At 62.1% G+C, this 17559-nt stretch carries 14 protein-coding genes; 7 read left to right on the top strand and 7 right to left on the bottom strand.

The annotated features are described in order from the left end of the window. Nucleotides 1–44: 44 nt before the first annotated feature. The 3 genes from gpsA to L972_RS05785 are packed head-to-tail and all read right to left on the bottom strand — an operon-like array spanning nucleotide 45 to nucleotide 2004. On the bottom strand, nucleotides 45–1049 hold the full coding sequence (gene gpsA, locus L972_RS05795; RefSeq protein ID WP_019445045.1) for an NAD(P)H-dependent glycerol-3-phosphate dehydrogenase: 1005 nt from the start codon (nucleotides 1047–1049) through the stop codon (nucleotides 45–47). A 2-nt stretch (nucleotides 1050–1051) separates the two neighbouring features. After that, nucleotides 1052–1522, bottom strand: coding sequence for a protein-export chaperone SecB (secB, locus tag L972_RS05790; protein ID WP_005340639.1), 471 nt, complete (start codon nucleotides 1520–1522; stop codon nucleotides 1052–1054). Between the two features lie 50 nt (nucleotides 1523–1572). Continuing rightward, nucleotides 1573–2004 carry a rhodanese-like domain-containing protein gene (locus tag L972_RS05785; protein WP_005340640.1) on the bottom strand — a complete coding sequence of 144 codons (432 nt, stop codon included), beginning with the start codon at nucleotides 2002–2004 and terminating at the stop codon, nucleotides 1573–1575. A gap of 246 nt (nucleotides 2005–2250) precedes the next feature. Between L972_RS05785 and gpmM the strand changes: the two genes are divergently transcribed. Continuing rightward, nucleotides 2251–3780 carry a 2,3-bisphosphoglycerate-independent phosphoglycerate mutase gene (gpmM, locus tag L972_RS05780; RefSeq protein WP_005356867.1) on the top strand — a complete coding sequence of 510 codons (1530 nt, stop codon included), beginning with the start codon at nucleotides 2251–2253 and terminating at the stop codon, nucleotides 3778–3780. A 9-nt stretch (nucleotides 3781–3789) separates the two neighbouring features. Continuing rightward, nucleotides 3790–5142 (top strand): murein hydrolase activator EnvC, encoded by a 1353-nt coding sequence (envC, locus tag L972_RS05775; RefSeq protein ID WP_047436517.1) that lies wholly within the window; start codon nucleotides 3790–3792, stop codon nucleotides 5140–5142. Between the two features lie 131 nt (nucleotides 5143–5273). Here the strand turns inward: envC and L972_RS05770 are convergent, their stop codons facing one another. Then, on the bottom strand, nucleotides 5274–5924 hold the full coding sequence (locus L972_RS05770; protein ID WP_047436515.1) for a Qnr family pentapeptide repeat protein: 651 nt from the start codon (nucleotides 5922–5924) through the stop codon (nucleotides 5274–5276). Nucleotides 5925–6013: 89 nt separating this feature from the next. On the opposite strand from L972_RS05770, the gene L972_RS05765 reads away from it, so the two are divergent. After that, nucleotides 6014–7021: a substrate-binding domain-containing protein gene (locus tag L972_RS05765; RefSeq protein WP_047436512.1), complete on the top strand. Its 1008-nt coding sequence runs from the start codon at nucleotides 6014–6016 to the stop codon at nucleotides 7019–7021. A gap of 84 nt (nucleotides 7022–7105) precedes the next feature. Here the strand turns inward: L972_RS05765 and L972_RS05760 are convergent, their stop codons facing one another. From L972_RS05760 to L972_RS05750, 3 genes are read right to left on the bottom strand one after another with little or no spacing between them, the layout of a single operon-like run. Next, nucleotides 7106–7747, bottom strand: a complete 642-nt coding sequence (locus L972_RS05760; RefSeq protein WP_005342660.1) for a bifunctional 4-hydroxy-2-oxoglutarate aldolase/2-dehydro-3-deoxy-phosphogluconate aldolase — start codon at nucleotides 7745–7747, stop codon at nucleotides 7106–7108. 9 nt (nucleotides 7748–7756) lie between these two features. Further along, nucleotides 7757–9553, bottom strand: a complete 1797-nt coding sequence (edd, locus tag L972_RS05755; RefSeq protein ID WP_021230776.1) for a phosphogluconate dehydratase — start codon at nucleotides 9551–9553, stop codon at nucleotides 7757–7759. Then, complete coding sequence (locus L972_RS05750; RefSeq protein ID WP_005340649.1) at nucleotides 9550–10059, bottom strand: gluconokinase; 510 nt, start codon at nucleotides 10057–10059, stop codon at nucleotides 9550–9552. Before L972_RS05750 ends, edd begins: the two co-directional genes overlap by 4 nt. A gap of 245 nt (nucleotides 10060–10304) precedes the next feature. On the opposite strand from L972_RS05750, the gene gntU reads away from it, so the two are divergent. The 4 genes from gntU (at nucleotide 10305) to L972_RS05730 (ending at nucleotide 17554) form a co-directional block, all read left to right on the top strand. Continuing rightward, a complete protein-coding gene (gene gntU, locus L972_RS05745; RefSeq protein ID WP_005355418.1) occupies nucleotides 10305–11645 on the top strand; it encodes a gluconate transporter in 1341 nt (446 codons plus the stop codon). Between the two features lie 150 nt (nucleotides 11646–11795). Beyond that, the gene (pssA, locus tag L972_RS05740) at nucleotides 11796–13145 is read left to right on the top strand and encodes a CDP-diacylglycerol--serine O-phosphatidyltransferase (protein WP_047436509.1); all 1350 of its coding nucleotides are present in this window, start codon (nucleotides 11796–11798) and stop codon (nucleotides 13143–13145) included. 190 nt (nucleotides 13146–13335) lie between these two features. Beyond that, nucleotides 13336–15405 (top strand): ATP-dependent DNA helicase RecG, encoded by a 2070-nt coding sequence (gene recG / locus L972_RS05735; protein ID WP_047436506.1) that lies wholly within the window; start codon nucleotides 13336–13338, stop codon nucleotides 15403–15405. 31 nt (nucleotides 15406–15436) lie between these two features. After that, nucleotides 15437–17554: an AsmA family protein gene (locus L972_RS05730; RefSeq protein WP_047436503.1), complete on the top strand. Its 2118-nt coding sequence runs from the start codon at nucleotides 15437–15439 to the stop codon at nucleotides 17552–17554. The last annotated feature ends 5 nt before the right edge of the window (nucleotides 17555–17559 follow it).

Below are 17559 nucleotides of genomic sequence, written 5' to 3'. Positions count from 1 at the left end.
GGCCCCGCCATCTGGCGGGGCCTTTTGCATGGGCAATCGGCAGATTACTCGTCCTTCTTGTCTCGCGACAGCAGGGCGATGGCCGCCTCTTTCGGGTTCTTACCCTCGTAAAGCACCTTGAAGATCTGCTCGCAGATGGGCATCTCGACGCCGCAGCGGGCCGCCAGCAGATGCACCTCTTTGGTGTTGCGATATCCCTCCACCACCTGACCGATCTCGGTCATGGCGGTGTTCACATCCTTGCCAGCCCCGAGGGCCAGCCCGAAGCGACGGTTGCGCGACTGGTTGTCGGTACAGGTGAGCACCAGATCCCCGAGCCCCGCCATCCCCATAAAGGTTTTGGCATCGGCACCCAGCGCAGCCCCCAGACGCTGCATCTCCACCAGACCCCGGGTGATGAGCGCGGTTCTGGCATTGGCGCCAAACCCGAGCCCGTCGGAGAGACCGGCACCGATGGCGATGACGTTCTTCACCGCCCCACCCAGCTGTAGACCGACGAAGTCCGGATTGGTATAGACCCGGAACGAGCGGCCACAGTGCAGCAGGTGGGAGAGATCGTCGGCGAACTCGTCGTGAGTCGAGGCGACCGAGATGGCGGTCGGCAGACCGGCAGCCAGCTCCTTGGCGAAGGTGGGGCCGGAGATGACCGCCAGCGGCATCTCGTCACCCAGCACTTCACGAGCCACATCCTGCAGCAGACGGCCACTGTCCGGCTCCAGACCCTTAGTGGCCCAGGCGATACGGGTATCGGGGCGCAGGAAGGGCTTGATCCGGGTCAGCACATCGCCAAATACATGGCTCGGCACGACCAGCAGCAGCACGGGGGCAGCCTGTACCGCACGTTGCAGATCCGCAGTTAGCTGCAGATCGGCAGGAAAAGGGACATCAGGCAGAAAAGCCTTGTTGCAGCGGTCTTGTTCCAGCTCGGCGACATGAGCAGGGTCGTGACCCCACAGCAGGGTCGGATGACCGTTGCGCGCCAGAGAAATGGCAAGGGCGGAGCCATAAGACCCCGCCCCCAAGACCGAGATAGCGATCTGGTCAGCCATTATCAGGCTTCCGCAGTCGCCTGCTGGGCCTGTGCTTGCGCCATGTGCTGGGCAAACAGGGCATCGAAGTTGACCGGTGCCAGGTTCAGCTGCGGGAAGGAACCCTTGCTCACCATGTTGGCCACGGCTTCGCGGGCATATGGGAACAGGATGTTCGGGCAGAAGGCAGCCAGGCAGTGAGCCAGTTGCGGCTCCGGCAGGTTACCGATGGTGAAGATACCGGCTTGCTGTACTTCGCACAGGAAGGCAGTTTCGGTTTCCAGTTTGCAAGTTACGGTCAGGGTCAGGACAACCTCGTACACGTTCTCAGCCAGGATGTTGGTCTTGGTATCCATATCCAGCTTGACGTCCGGCTGCCACTCTTTCTGGAAGATGTGCGGGGTGTTCGGCGCTTCGAAAGAGACATCCTTGGTGTAAACACGCTGGATGTGGAATTCCGGTTGTACTTCCTGGTTGTTGATCTCGTCAGCCATTTCGTTTGATTCCTTGTTATATGGATAAGTGGGCTCAGGCCCTGCTTAAATCAGCGTTTCTTGGTTACCGGCAGATTTTCTGCACGCCATTGGGCCATGCCACCGCCGAGCACATAAACCTGCTTGAAGCCAGCTTTGCTCAGCTGACGGCCCGCGCCGCCCGCAGTCATTCCCGACTCGCACACCACTATGATGGGGGCATCTTTATGCTTTTCAACCGGGCCCAGATTATTGCTCTGGATCTGGGTCAACGGCAGGTGCTGGGCACCGGCCAGATGGCCCTTGGCGTACTCTTCCTGACTGCGAATATCCACCACGGTGGCATTCTCGCGGTTGATCAGCAGGGTCGCGGTGTGATTGTTGACGGTTTTTACCGGGGACAAACGGGCACGCACAGTGGTGTAAACCAGAGTGCCAGCCAGACCCAACCAGGCTGCGGTCAGCAGCGGGTTACGGGCCGCAAAATCCAAATACTCTTGCATCTTCTACTATCCAGGGACCAAGACAAGGGCCCGAGTATACATGGGGGTATTGATAAGATCAGCCATCTTGGCGGCAAAGCGCGAGCAGGCTCCCATCATCAACGGGCAGCGAGCATGGCAGGAAGGGCGTGGCTTGCGGGGCAGCGGGAGCGCCCCTTGGCTATCAGGTGACTATTTCGGCAGATGTAGTAATATTACGCTAGTTTCATTTCCCGCATTTTTTCCAATCCGAGAGGACATAGTCTTATGTCAACAGCTAAGAAACCTTTGGTTCTGGTCATCATGGACGGTTGGGGCTACAGCACCAAGCAAGAGCACAACGCCGTCGCTGCCGCCAAGACTCCCAACCTCGATCGTCTGGCCCGTGACTACACCAGCACCCTGATCTCCGGCTCCGGCCTGGACGTCGGTCTGCCGGATGGCCAGATGGGCAACTCCGAAGTGGGCCACGTCAACATCGGTGCCGGTCGCATCGTCTATCAGGAGCTGACCCGCATCTCCAAAGACATCCAGGATGGCGAATTCTTCCAGAACGTCGAGCTGGCCAAGGCTGTTGACGCTGCCGTGACCAACGGCAAAGCAGTTCACATCATGGGCCTGATGTCCCCGGGTGGCGTACACAGCCACGAAGAGCACATCATGGGCATGATCGAAATGGCAGCCAAGCGTGGCGCCGAGAAGATCTACCTGCACGCCTTCCTGGATGGCCGCGACGTTCCGCCGCGCTCCGCCCAGTCCTCCATCGAGCTGTTCGACGCCCTGTTCGCCAAGCTGGGCAAGGGTCGTTTCGCCTCCATGATCGGCCGTTACTTCGCCATGGACCGTGACAACCGCTGGGATCGCGTGCAGCAAGCCTATGACCTGATGACCCAGGGCAAGGGCGAGTTCACCGCCGAGAGCGCCACCGAAGCACTGGCTGCCGCTTATGCTCGCGACGAGAACGACGAATTCGTCAAAGCCACCCGCATCGGCGAAGCTGCACCGATGGAAGATGGCGATGCGCTGATTTTCATGAACTTCCGTGCCGACCGTGCCCGTGAAATCACCCGCGCCTTCGTTGACACCGACTTCACCGGCTTCGCCCGTGCAGTCGAGCCGAAGCTGAACTTCGTGATGCTGACCGAATACGCGGCCGACATCAAAACCGCCTGTGCCTACCCGCCGACCGCTCTGGTCAACACCCTGGGTGAGTGGCTGGCCAAGCAGGGCAAGACCCAGCTGCGCATCTCCGAAACCGAGAAGTATGCTCACGTCACCTTCTTCTTCAACGGTGGCGAAGAGTCCTGCTTCACCGGCGAAGATCGCGAGATCGTGGCCAGCCCGAAAGTGGCGACCTATGACCTGCAGCCGGAAATGAGCTCCGAAGAGCTGACCGACAAGCTGGTTGCGGCCATCAAGAGCGGCAAGTACGACGTCATCATCTGTAACTACCCGAATGGCGACATGGTTGGTCACACCGGTGTGTTCGATGCCGCCGTCAAAGCGTGTGAAGCCGTTGACCACTGCATCGGTCGCGTCACCGACGCCTTGGCCGAAGTGGGTGGCGAGTGCCTGATCACTGCCGACCACGGTAACGCCGAGAAGATGCTGGACGAAGAGACTGGTCAGGCCCACACCGCCCACACCAATCTGCCGGTTCCGCTCATCTATTTCGGTCGCAAAGCCGAGGTAGTTGAAGGTGGCAAACTGTCCGATCTGGCCCCCACCATGCTGACCCTGATGGGTCTGCCGGTACCGCCGGAAATGACTGGCAAGCCCCTGATGATTCTGAAATAATCCTTCCCCATGCGGGGATGCGAAGTTATTTCACAGAAAACCAGTCGCGTCGGCCTGTTGGCCGGCGCGCTGTTTTTTTGCCTGTCGTTTGGCGCCAGCAAACCAGCTTTGGCCGCCAATCAGCAGCTGGGGACCATGCAGTCCCAGATCAAAGAACAACAGCAGACCATCAAGCTCAGCAAGCAGGAGCTTGCCAAGCTCAATACCCAGCTCAAGGCTGACGAGCAGGCCATCTCGGCCGCCGCCGCCAAACTCAACCAGACCAGGCAGCAGTTGAAGCAGAACCAGCAGAAGCTGGCGACCCTGCAAAAAGATAAGCTGGCGCTGGAAGTTCAAGCCAAACATCAAAAGCAGTTGCTGGCCAAACAGGCGGAGAGCGCCTTTCAGGCGGGTAACCACGACTACCTCAAACTGCTGCTCAATCAGCAGGATCCGGCCAAACTGAGCCGCTCCCTCGACTACTACGACTACCTCAACAAGGCCCGCATCGAGGCCATCGACGCCCTGCGCGCCACCCGTGACAAGCTGGCGAAAAACCAGCAGGCCACCAAAGAGACCGAAAGCAGACTGCAGACCCTGCTTGCCGAACAGCAAGAGCATCACCAGACCCTACTGGCCAGCCAGCAGAGCCGGGCCAAGGTGCGCAACCAGTTGCAGCAGTCGGTACAGGATGACGAGCAGAAGCTCACCAAGCTGGTCAAGGCGGAGAAGGCGCTGAAAGCCCGGCTGGAAGAGCTGCGCCGCAAGCGGGAAGAGCAGGAGCGCCGTGAACGGGCCGAGCGGGAACGGCTGGCCAAGCTGAAAGCGGAGCAGGAGCGTCAGCGCAAGCTGGCCGAACAGCGCCGCGCCGAGCAGCAACGACTCGCCGCTCAGCAGAACAAAACCGTCAAACCGGCAGAACCGGCCGAAGAGGTAGCCAGCAGCAAACCGGAGCGCGGCTCGGGCATCAGCAGTGCCGGTCACTACAGTGGTCTCAAGACCAATGGCAGCCTGCGCTGGCCGGTACAGGGACCGATCCTCATCTCCTACGGTTCGCCGCGCACCGCCCAGCTCAAGTGGAAAGGCACCCTGATCGGCGCCAGCGAAGGGACCCAGGTCAAGGCGGTCGCGCCGGGACAGGTGGTCTACGCCGACTGGCTCGACGGCTTTGGCATGCTGCTGGTGATCGACCACGGTAAAGGCTATATGAGCCTCTACGGTCACAATCAGTCGCTACTGCGTCAGGTTGGCCAGAATGTGGAACAGGGTGAGCCGGTGGCGCTGGTCGGTGACAGTGGCGGTCAGGACAGACCGGGCCTCTACTTCGAAATTCGCTATCAGGGCGAGGCGATCAACCCGACCAAGTGGCTGGCCAAGGGTTGAGTTAACCCGGCCGACAAGCCATCACACGCTCACTAGCAAAAGCCTGCATCACGCAGGCTTTTGTCGTTTCAGGAGCGCCCTCCCCACTGTCGGCCCCATTTGATGAAAAATTACTTAATTTTTCGCTCGGCTCAGGGGAAGACAACCAGACCGATCTGCTCCAGCAAGGTCTGCTGCTGATCCTCGTTGATCTGCACCCCTTGCAGATCGACCCGGCGCAGATCCAGCCCCGGCAGGTCGCACTGGCGCAGATCGCAGCCTTGCAGCTTGAAGCTGGTCCAGTCGATCTGGCCAAACTCGGAGCCGCTGAGATCGGAACCCACCAGCGAGGCACCAAACAGGTTGGCCCCCTGCCAACGGTTGCCGGTCAGCTCGCACTTCTCCAGCAGGCAGCCCTCGAAGCTGGCGTAGCTGAAGTTGTTGCCGGTCAGATGGGCCTCGCAGAAGTAGCTTTTGGCGGTGATCTGATTGGCGAAGCTGGCATGGCTGAAGTTGATACCGACCGCCTGACAGTCGCGCATCTCCAGCCCCAGACACTGGCTGCGGCTGCAATCGGCCATGGTGAGATCGCAGCGCAGAAAGCTCGCCTCGCGCAGCTCGCAACCCTGCAACAGGCAGCCCCGTTCACTCTCCCGATCGTAGAAGCTGCAGTCGATGAAGCGGCTATCGCTCAAATCCAGCCAGGAGAAGTTGCAGCCGATAAAGCGGCACTCCGAGAACTGCTCCCCCTCCACATCCTGTTGCTCGAACCGGACATCCACGAACTGCTTGCCTCTGATCATCGGAAAACTCCTGCAAAAACGGCTTCATATGCTGACTTTATCCGCCAAAAACGGTAATGTTACATGTAACATCCACGCTGGACACCCCTATGAGCCCCACCCGCAAGCGCCGCCCCACCCTGCAAGATATCGCCGACCAGACCGGCGTGACCAAGATGACTGTCAGCCGCTATCTGCGCGACCCGCAGACCGTAGCGGAGGGGACCCGCGAGCGGATCGCGGCTGTGGTGGAAGAGCTGGGTTATATCCCCAACCGGGCACCGGATATTCTCTCCAACGCGACCAGCAAGGCGATCGGCATCCTGATCCCCTCCCTCTCCAACCAGGTCTTCTCGGCGGTGATTCACGGCATCGAGTCGGTGACCCGACCGGCTGGCTACCAGACCCTGCTGGCCCACTACGGCTACAGCCCAGAGCGGGAGGAGGAGCAGGTCGCGTCCCTGCTCTCCTATCACGTGGATGGGCTGATCCTCTCCGACAGCCAGCACACCGAACGCACCCGCAAGATGATCGCCACCGCCGGCATTCCGGTGGTGGAGACCATGGATCTGCCGCAAACCCCCATCGACATGGTGGTCGGCATGGACCATAGAGCCGCGGCCCGGGCCATGGTAACAGAGATGCTGCACCGGGGCCGACGCAAGGTGGTCTATCTGGGAGCGCGGCTCGACGTGCGTACCCAGCTGCGGATGGAGGGTTACTATCAGGCGATGACCGACTTCGGCCTCACCGGCCAGCATCTGCTGACCGAACAATCCTCCAGCTTCACTCTGGGGGGCGAGCTGCTGGATCAGGCGCTGGTGCGCTATCCCGACCTCGACGGCCTGTTCTGCACCAACGATGACCTGGCGGTGGGCGCCCTGCTGCAGTGTCAGGCCAAGTGGATCCCGGTGCCCCAGCAGATCGCCATCGCCGGTTGCAACGCCCTCGACATCGGCCACGCCATGACCCCCAAGCTGGCCAGTATCGCCACCCCGCGGGAAGTGATCGGTCGGGAGGCGGCCACCATGCTGCTGGCGCGTCTCAACGGCCAATCCCAACCCGACACCCGCAAGGATATCGGCTTCTCCCTCTATGTCGGGGAGAGTCTGGGGTAATCCCTTCCCTCACCCACTTAAATCACGCCGATAACAAACAGGCCACCCGAGGGTGGCCTGTTTGGTTTTCTGCACAACTGATGCTTAGCGTTTTACCAGCTCAACCGCTTCGCGGGAGAGGCGGGTTACCTCTTCCCAGTTGCCGCTCTTGACCGCATCAGCCGGCAGCATCCAGGAGCCGCCGACGGTGGCCACGCATTTGAGTGCCAGATAGTCGGCCACGTTTTTCGGGCCGATACCGCCGGTGGGGCAGAACTTCACCTGGGGCAGCGGGGCGGCAATGGCGGAGAGCGCCTTGGTACCGCCGTTCGCTTCGGCCGGGAAGAACTTCAGGTGGTCATAGCCTGCTTCCAGCGCCTGCATCACTTCAGACGGAGTCGCCACGCCCGGGATCAGCGGCGCGGTGCTCTTGGCCGCGTGGGCCAGCAGGGCCGGGGTCATCCCCGGGGAGATGACGAAGCGGGCACCGGCAGCAACGGCTGCGTCAAACTGCTCGCAGTTGAGCACGGTACCGGCACCGACCATGGCATCCGGCATCGCCTTGGCGATGAGGGCGATGGCATCGAGCGCCACCGGGGTGCGCAGGGTGATTTCGAAGACAGAAATGCCGCCGTCGAGCAGCGCCTTGGCCATCGGCAGGGCCTGATCCAGCTCGTTGATAACCATCACGGGTACCAGCGGGGAGGCGGCAAACACCTCGGCCGGGGTCACTTTCCAGTTCTGCATAGCTCTTCCTTAGTCAAAGATGGTAGCGCCACACTCGGCGCTCGATACCGCGCGACGCATCACGCTGAACAGTTCACGGCCCCACCCCTCTTGTTCCAGAGTGAGGTCAATCTCGGCCTGGGTACGGCCACTCAAATCGGTCAGGCAGTCGAGGCTGCCGTTTACCGCGTCAACCCGCAGCAGGTCACCGTCAGCAAGCAGGCCAATGGCCCCGCCGTGCAGCGCTTCCGGGGTGACGTGGATGGCGGCCGGGATCTTGCCGGAAGCACCGGAGAGGCGGCCATCGGTGACCAGCGCCACCTTGTAACCCGCCTTCTGCAGGTTGCCGAGCACCGGCATCAGCTTGTGCAGCTCTGGCATGCCGTTGGCGGCCGGGCCATTGTGGCGCACCACGATCACGGCATCCTGATTGAGATCACCCGCCTTGTAGGCCGCTTCCACCGCATGCTGGGAGGAGAAGACCCGCGCTGGTGCTTCAATCACCCGATACTCGGGAGCCACGGCGGAGACCTTGACCACGGCGCGGCCCAGATTGCCCGCCAGCAGCTTGGTGCCGCCGGTGGCCTGGAACACGCTACCGGAAGGCGACAACACGCTCGCGTCGCCGCTCTCGCCCACCGGCTGCCATACCAGCTGGCCATCGACCAGTGCCGGACGGCTGAGGTAATCCTGCATCTCGCCAAAGACCGGAGTGGCATCCATGTGGATCAGCCCCTCTTGCGCCAGACGGCGCATCAGGCCGGGCACGCCGCCCGCCTGTTCGAAGGCGTTGACGTCGGCCGGGCCGTTCGGGTACATGCGAACCAGCAGCGGCACCACGTCGGAGAGATCGCTGATGTCATCCCAGGTCAGTACCAGACCGGCCGCGCGAGCCAGCGCCACCATGTGGATGCTGTGGTTGGTGCTGCCGCCGGAGGCGAGCAGGGCCACCAGACCGTTGACCAGCGAGCGCTCATCCAGCACCTCGCTCAGCGGGCGATAGGCCGGGGAGCCCGGGATCATGGCGCTGATGCGGCGGGCCGCTTCGGCGGTCAGGGCGCGGCGCAGCTCGCTATGCGGGTGCACAAAAGCGGAGCCCGGCAGCATCAGGCCCATGGCCTCGAACACCAGCTGGTTGGTGTTGGCGGTGCCGTAGAAGGTACAGGTGCCTGCCGCGTGGTAGGCGCCGCACTCCATCTCCAGCAGGGCATCGCGACCCACTTCACCGGCAGCGTACTTCTGACGCACCTTCACCTTCTCGTCATTGCTGATGCCGCTCGCCATCGGGCCAGCAGGAACAAATGCAGTCGGCAGGTGAGCGTGGGAGAGGGCCCCCATGATCTGACCCGGAGCGATCTTGTCGCAGATGCCGAGCAGCAGGGTGGCATCGAAGGTGTTGTGAGAGAGCGACAGCGCGGTCGCCTGGGCGATCAGGTCGCGGGAGAAGAGGGACATGTCCATCCCCGGCTGACCCTGGGTCACGCCGTCGCACATAGCGGGCACGCCGCCGGCGACCTGGGCACTGTGGCCCAGCTCGGCCAGTACCGCCTTGATCTGATCCGGATAGCCCTGATAGGGCTGATGGGCGCTCAACATATCGTTGTAGGCGGTGACGATGCCGACGTTGGCACGGGTCATATCGAGAATGCGACCCTTCTCGTCACTGCTGCAGGCGGCCACGGCGTGAGCCAGGTTGCCACAGGCCAGCGCGGCGCGGGTCTTGCCCTGCTCTGCCTGACGCTGGATGCGGGCCAGAAATGCCTGACGACGGGCGACACTGCGCTCGCGGATGCGGGCGGTGACGTCGGAAATTACCTGATGAATCATTGGGCTTGCTCCAATGCTGTGACGGCGCGGTCAACCACCTGTTCGAAGGTGCCGTCTATATCAATGTGGAATACACCGGCTTCGCCATCCGGGCGCTCCAGAGTATCGAACTGACTTTGTACCATGCTTTCGCGCATGAAGTGGCCCTTGCGGGCACGCATCCGCTCGAGGATCAGCGGCTGGCTGCCATCGAGGAAAATGAAGCTGACCGACTCGTTGCCTTCGCGGATCTGGTCGCGGTACTTCTTTTTGAGGGCGGAACAGACAATGATGCCGGTCTCGTTCTTCTGCTCGAGACTGTAGGCGGCGTCGCGGATCCGCTCCAGCCAGGGGGCTCGATCCTCATCGTTGAGGGGGTTGCCGCCAGCCATCTTCTGGATGTTGGCCTTGGGGTGCAGGTCATCACCATCGATGAACTTGGCGCCCAGCGCTTCGGCCACTTTCAGACCCACGCTGGATTTGCCGCTACCACACACACCCATCACGATAATGCACTTACCCGCCATAATTTGACCTCTGTCCCACTTTTCAAAAAACCAGCTGTTGATGGGTTCTAATCTAACACGTTACCGGTAACATGTTACCGGTAACGATTGAAAATGTGAAGTCTGCCACAGACTGAGCAAACCCATAGTCACCTGGGCATATGATGTTGAGCCCTTGCCATAAATCTAAATAAATCATAAAGATATGGTTTGCCGACGGATCGGCAAGGTGTCACGACTGAACTTGGAAAAAGGAACGCATAACAATGTCTGACCTCTCCCTGATCATGACAGCCGCCGGCTCGATTGTGCTGCTGCTCTTCCTGGTGATGAAGGCCCGGCTCCACGCCGTGGTAGCCCTGATCCTGGTCTCCATGGTGGCGGGTCTCGCCGCTGGCATGAACCCGGCCGACATCGCCAACACCATCCAGAAAGGGATGGGTGGCACCCTCGGTTTCGTCGCCGTGGTGGTGGCGCTGGGCGCCATGTTCGGCAAGGTGATGGAAGTGACCGGTGCCCTCGACCGGGTAGCCCACACCCTGCTCGGCAAGTTCGGCGTCAAGCGCGCCAACTGGGCCATGGCCCTGACCGGCTTTGTCTGCGCCCTGCCGCTGTTCTTTGACGTGGCCGTGGTGCTGCTGATCGGCGTCGCCTTCGCCATCGTCCGTCGTGGTGGCGGCAGCGTGGTGAAGATCGGTATCGCCCTGCTGGCCGGTATCGCCACCTGCCAGGCCTTCCTTATCCCGGCGCCGGGCCCGATCCTGGTGGCATCTCAACTGGGTGCCGACTTCGGCTACATGATCCTGTTCGGTCTGATCGCTGCCGTACCGGCGCTGATCCTTGCTGGCCCGCTGTTCGGTGACTTCATCAGCAAGATCGTCGATGTACCGCTGCCTGCCGATGCCCAGAACAGTGTCCACGATGACAGCAAATCCCTGCCCTCTTTCGGGCTGGCCATGGGCCTCATCGGTTTGCCGCTGCTGCTGATCGGCCTCAAGACCATCGTCGGTCGCTTCGTCGAGGCGGGCTCCACCCTGCACAATTGGCTGGAGTTCATCGGTCACCCCTTCACTGCCATCATGGTCGCCTGTCTGGCCGCCTTCTATCTGCTGGGTATTCGCCGTGGCATGTCCCGCGACGAGGTGATGAGCGTCTGCAACAGCGCCATCCAGCCCGCCGGTGTCATCATCCTGGTGACCGGTGCCGGTGGCGTCTTCAAGCAGGTGCTGGTTGATTCCGGCGTAGGCGCCGCGCTGGGCAACATGCTGGCCGACTCCGGTCTGCCTATCGTCGCGCTGGCCTTCATTCTGGCCGCCGCGGTACGGGTGATTCAGGGTTCTGCCACCGTCGCCATGCTGACCGCCTGTGGTCTGGTGCTGCCGATGCTGGAGCCGCTCGGCCTGAACGGCGCCCAGCTGGCGGCCGTCACCATCGCCATTGGCGGCGGTGCCATCGTGCTCTCCCACGTCAACGACTCCGGTTTCTGGCTGGCGAACCGCTACCTCGGCCTGACCGAGAAGCAGACCCTGCAGACCTGGACCGTGATGGAGACCATCATCGGCACCACTGGCGGCGTGATGGCGATGATCATCTACAGCTTCCTCTGACAAGGGCAAAATGCTGACAAAAAGGCCTCACTCGTGAGGCCTTTTTCATCTTTCTGATGATTCTTTCTTTGGCTGAGAGGGCGAGATTGCTAGAATCGCCTATTCATCGCTCCGAGTGGAACGCTTAACCCCGTGATTTCAGGTTTATCTATGCATTCATCGGCCCATTATCGACAACTGCTGGCGCGCCTGCCCCAGATCGCCGTCGCAGCGGATCAGTTTGAAGTGCTCTACAGCGCCCAGGATTTCAAACGCCGCATTCTTGCGCTTATCGCCAGTGCCACCCGGCGCATCTATCTGGTCGCGCTCTATCTGCAGGATGACGAAGCGGGCCGGGAGATCCTCTCCGCCCTCTACGCCGCCAAGCAGCGCAATCCGGCCCTCGACATCAAGCTGTTCGTCGACTTCCACCGTGCCCAGCGCGGCCTGATCGGCAAGGGCAAGCAGGGCGGCAACCACCTGATGTATCAGGCCATGGCTGCCGAACACGAGTACCAGATCGAAATCTACGGCGTGCCGGTCAAGGGGCGCGAGCTGCTCGGCGTGCTCCACCTCAAGGGCTTCATCTTCGATGATGTGGTGCTCTACTCCGGTGCCAGCCTCAACGACATCTACCTGCACCAGCAAGATCGCTACCGCTTCGATCGCTATCACCAGATCACCAGCCCGGAGCTGGCCCGCAGCATGGTCAACTATGTGGATGACCTGTTCGTGAAGAGCGACGCGGTGCAGCGACTGGATCACAGCGATATCCCCAGCGCCAAACAGCTGAAGGGGCCGATCCGCCGCTTCAAGCAGAACCTGCGCCAGAGCCAGTACCGCTTCAGCACCATGCCGGTCAACACCCAGGAGGTGGCCGTCACCCCCATGGTGGGTCTGGGCAAGCGCAACAATCAGCTCAACCTGATGATCCGCAATCTGGTGCGTGCCACCGAGCGGGAGATCTTCATCTGCACCCCTTACTTCAACCCCCCCAAGGAGTTGAGCAAGGATATCGAGGATCTGCTGCAGCGCGGTTGCAAAGTCACCATCGTAGTGGGCGACAAGACCGCCAACGACTTCTTCATTCCGCCGGAAGAGAAGTTCTCCACCATCGGTGGCCTGCCCTATCTCTACGAGACCAACCTGCGCAAGTTTGCCGAGCGCAACCAGCGCCACATCGACGACGGTCGCCTCAACCTGATGCTCTGGTGTTGCGAGCGCAACTCCTACCATCTCAAGGGGATCTTCGTGGATGACGAGTGGGCCCTGCTCACCGGCAACAACCTCAACCCCCGCGCCTGGGCGCTGGATCTGGAGAACGGCCTGCTGGTACACGATCGTCGCCACCTGCTGCGTCCCCAGTTCAACGCGGAGCGGGAGAACATCCTGACCAACACCAAGCGGATCAGCCACTTCGATCAGGTGGAACAGATCCAGGACTACCCGGAACAGGTGCGCAAGCTGCTGGGACGGATCCACCGGGTCAAGGCCCATTTGCTGCTTAAACGCATCATCTGACCCTGGGCGCCATGCGCCCGCACCTTGCCTGTTGGCAACCACACAAAGGCCTCCCGTTTTCGGCAGGCCTTTGTTATATCCGCCGTTTCCCCTACGTTGGCGGCCCTGCCAGCAGCAACTCGGCTTGCATCGGCCCCTCAACAACCCCTATCATCTGGACATATTTACAGTGTTTTCGGGCATCTAATTGATGAAATTGGATAAAATTCCTCTCGATAGCCTCAAGGGTGTCGGCAGCAAGATGCTGGAGAAGCTCGAGCGGCTGGGGCTGGCCACGGTACAGGACCTGCTGTTCCACCTCCCCCTGCGCTACGAGGACCGCACCCAAGTGTGGCCCATCGGCGATCTGCCGCCCGGCCTGCACGGCGCCGTCGAGGGCGAAATCCAGGACACTCAGCTGGTGATGGGGCGCCGCCGCATGATGGTCTGTCGCATCAGCGATGGCACCGGCACCCTCACCCTGCGCTTCTTCAACTTCACCGCCGCCCAGAAAAACAGTCTGGCGGCGGGCCGCCTGATCCGCTGCTTTGGCGAGGTGCGCCCCGGCAAATACGGGCTGGAGATGGCCCATCCCGAGTACAAGCTGCTCGGCGAGGAGCAAGCAGGCCAGACCGAAGAGGCGCTCACCCCCGTCTACCCGACTACCGAAGGGCTGCGCCAGCTCACCCTGCGCAACCTCACCGATCAGGCGCTGGCCCAGCTCGACCTCTATGGCGTGGAGGAGCTGCTGCCCGCCGGACTCTATCCCCATCAGATTGAGCTGGCCGCCGCCCTGAAGCTGCTGCACCGCCCGCCTCCCTCGGTGGCGCTGCCGCTGCTGGAAAGCGGCCAGCATCCGGCCCAGCAGCGACTGGTACTGGAGGAGCTGCTGGCGCACAACCTCTCGGTACTCAAGGTGCGCGCTCAGGCGCAAACCCAGCTGGCTCGCGCCCTCAAACCGGCGCCCACGCTGGTTAAACAGCTGCTCGGCGCCCTGCCGTTCAAGCCCACCGGCGCCCAGAGCAGGGTGGTGGCCGAGATAAGCAAGGATCTGCAACAGAGCCACCCCATGATGCGGCTGGTGCAGGGTGACGTAGGTTCCGGCAAGACCCTGGTCGCGGCGCTGGCCGCCCTGCAGGCTATCGGCAACGGCTGTCAGGTGGGGCTGATGGCGCCGACCGAGCTGCTGGCGGAACAGCACGCCATCAACTTCGCCAAATGGCTGGAGCCGCTCGGCATCGGAGTCGGCTGGCTGGCGGGCAAACAGAAAGGCAAGGCGCGGGAAGAGTCGCTGGCAGCCATCGCCGATGGCAGCGTCAAGATGGTGGTGGGCACCCACGCCATCTTTCAGGAGCAGGTGGTGTTCCAGCGCCTCGCCTTGGTCATCATCGATGAACAGCACAGATTCGGGGTGCATCAGCGCCTAGCCCTGCGCGAGAAAGGGGAGCGGGAAGGGGTACATCCCCATCAGCTCATCATGACCGCCACCCCCATCCCTCGCACCCTGGCGATGACCGCCTATGCCGACCTCGACACCTCGGTCATCGACGAACTGCCGCCGGGCCGAACCCCCATCACCACGGTGGCGCTGCCCGACAGCCGTCGCGGCGACGTGATCGAGCGGGTCAAGCTCGCCTGCACCGAGGGCAAGCAGGCCTACTGGGTCTGCACCCTGATCGAGGAGTCGGAGGTGCTGGAGTGTCAGGCCGCCGAGGATACCGCCGCCGAGCTGCAGAACCTGCTGCCCGGCCTGCACATCGGGCTGGTGCACGGTCGGATGCGGCCGGTGGAGAAACAGCGGGTGATGGAGGAGTTCAAGGCGGGCATACTGCAACTGCTGGTCGCCACCACCGTCATCGAGGTGGGGGTGGATGTGCCCAACGCCAGCCTGATGATCATCGAGAACCCGGAACGGCTCGGGCTGGCGCAGCTGCACCAGCTGCGCGGGCGGGTTGGCCGGGGTGCGGTAGCCTCACACTGCGTGCTGCTCTATCATGCCCCCTTGTCCAAGACGGCCCAGAGCCGGCTCGGGGTACTGCGAGAAACCAACGACGGCTTCCTCATCGCCCAGCGCGATCTGGAACTGCGCGGCCCGGGGGAACTGCTCGGCACCCGCCAGACAGGTCTGGCCGATCTCAAGATCGCCGATCTGGTGCGGGATCAGCCGCTTATTCCGCAGGTGCAAAAGATGGCACGCTTCCTTATGGATAGGCATCCTAGTCATGTCGAATCCTTGATACGGCGCTGGCTCGGTCTGCGAGACCACTACTCAAACGCCTGACAACACATCCCAAAACAGGAGGAAAGCAACCATGAATTCCTGGCTACGCGGCCTGCTCTACACCTTCGCCTTCCTGCTGCTGTTTGTCTGGGTTGCCCTCGGCCTGTTCGACGCCGAGCGAGCCAAAGGCCCCATCGCCAGCTGGATCAGCCAGCAGACCGGTGTGCCGGTCACCATAGGACGGCTGGTATTCAACCCACTGCACCCCTACACCCTGCTGGCAGAGCAGGTACGCTATGGCGATGCGGTCTCCCTCGACAAGATCTATCTGGAGATCGAGAGCATCGACTGGCTGAGCCGCGACGTGCGCATCGCCCATCTCGATCTGATCCGTCCCGCCATCAAGCTGCCACTGCCCAACCAACTGCCGAACCTGCCGGTGCACTCCCTCACCATCAGCGACAGCACCATAGACCGGCTCAGTCTGGAGAGCCCCGAGCTGACCCTGCGCGGCCTCAATGCCACCCTGAGCGACTGGGAGCTGATCGATCCGAAACGGCAGCAACAGGCCAACCTGAGCCTCAATATCGGCCAGCTGGAGACTCCGCAGTTCACCTTCGCCCGTCTCAACCTGCAAGGACGGCTGGAAGGAGAAGTGCTGCGCACCGACAAGCTGGTAACCAACCTGTTCGACGGTCTGCTGGAGACCGGCATGGTGCTGGACTGGCCCGCCCGCACCCTGCAACTGCATGACCTCAAGGCGCGCGGCATGCGGGTGGAGCTGGGGGATCTGACACAACAAGGCTTCCCGCAGCGCTTCCCGTTGCAAAGGGTGTCGCTGGATCGCGGCCAGCTGGACGGCGTCAGCCTCAACGACATCAATCAGGAGCTCTCCTTCAACAACTTCAGCGGCCAGCTCACCGCCTTCAACTGGCAGGCGGGCAACCAGCCCACCGGCTATCTGAGCGGCACCCTGGGGGACATGGGGCGCGGTCTGTTCCAGCTGGAGGAGATCAAGGGCAAGCTCGCCTTCTCGCCCCAGCAGATCGACGGCGAACTGCAGGGCAAGGCCTATGAAGGGGAGTTCAATGTCGAGCTCTCCCTCGATAGCCAGCAGCAGAAGCTGACCCTGAAAGACGTGGTGCTAAGCGGCATGGATATCAGCCTGCCACAAGGGTGGTGGCAGGATTGGCAGAGCTGGCGCCCGCAGCAGGTCGATATCCGCAAGCTGGCGTTCGACAAGCTCAAGGTGCTCTCCTTCGACGATACCCTGCCCCTGTCGCTGACCGGCTGGCAGCTCTATCTGAGCGATCTCGCCCTGCGCGATAACCAACCCGGCCCGCTGCTCGGCCGTGCTCGTATCGAGAGCAAGTGGTTCGAGCTGGTGTGGGATGGCCTCAGCGCCCGCAACGGCGAGCTGGATGGGGAGCTGACCCCCAGCTCCTGGCAACTGGGCAAACTCACCAGCTCGCTGCCGGATGAGGGCACCTTCAACCTGAGTGGCCAGTGGGGTCGCGAACCGGGCCAGAGCAGCCGCCTGCAGCTGCAGGCAACCAAGCTGGATCTGCAGCAGTGGGGCAAGATATTCCACTCCCCTGTCTCCTTCGCTGGCAAGGCGGACGTGAGCGCCGACCTGCAAGCCGAACAGGGCAAAACGGCGGGCGAGTGGCGCCAGAGCCTGCAGGGGAGCTTTGCCCTCGATGCCGACGAGCCATTCTGGGACAAGGTAAAGATAGATCCGCTGCTGGATGAGTGGTTCAAGGGGGCGACCCCGCCCACCCTGACGCCGGATCAGCTGTGGCAGGCGATGCAGGAGGGTGACACCCCCTTCTACCGCATCAAGCTGCAGGGCAAGATCGATAAGGGGCAACTGCAGATCGAGCAGGCTGGCGCCTCCACCATCACCCATCTGCTGGCACTGCAAGGGGGGATCGATCTGGTCAACGAGCAGTGGCAGCTGGATCTGGGGATCCTCAACGGCAACCGCTGCGCCGAGCTGCTCGGCCAGTGGCGCGGGCCGCTGACGGAACCCACGCTGGCCTGGAGCTTCCCGCAGAAGCAGGACGCCTGCGGCTGGGAAGTGGGAGTGCGCTATCCGCCGCAAGGCAACAGCGCCCCGCTCTGGCGACCGGCTCCCGCAACGAAAGCCCAAAACCAGGCCCGAGTGCAGACCCAAGCCGGGCAGACAAGCGACAGCCAGCAAGGGTAAAAACA

The organism is Aeromonas sp. ZOR0001 (assembly GCF_000801015.1).
GTDB classification, from domain to species: Bacteria; Pseudomonadota; Gammaproteobacteria; order Enterobacterales; family Aeromonadaceae; genus Aeromonas; species Aeromonas veronii.
The sequence above is the reverse complement of the archived record's forward strand: the minus strand, read 5'-3'. Positions and strand labels throughout refer to the sequence as shown.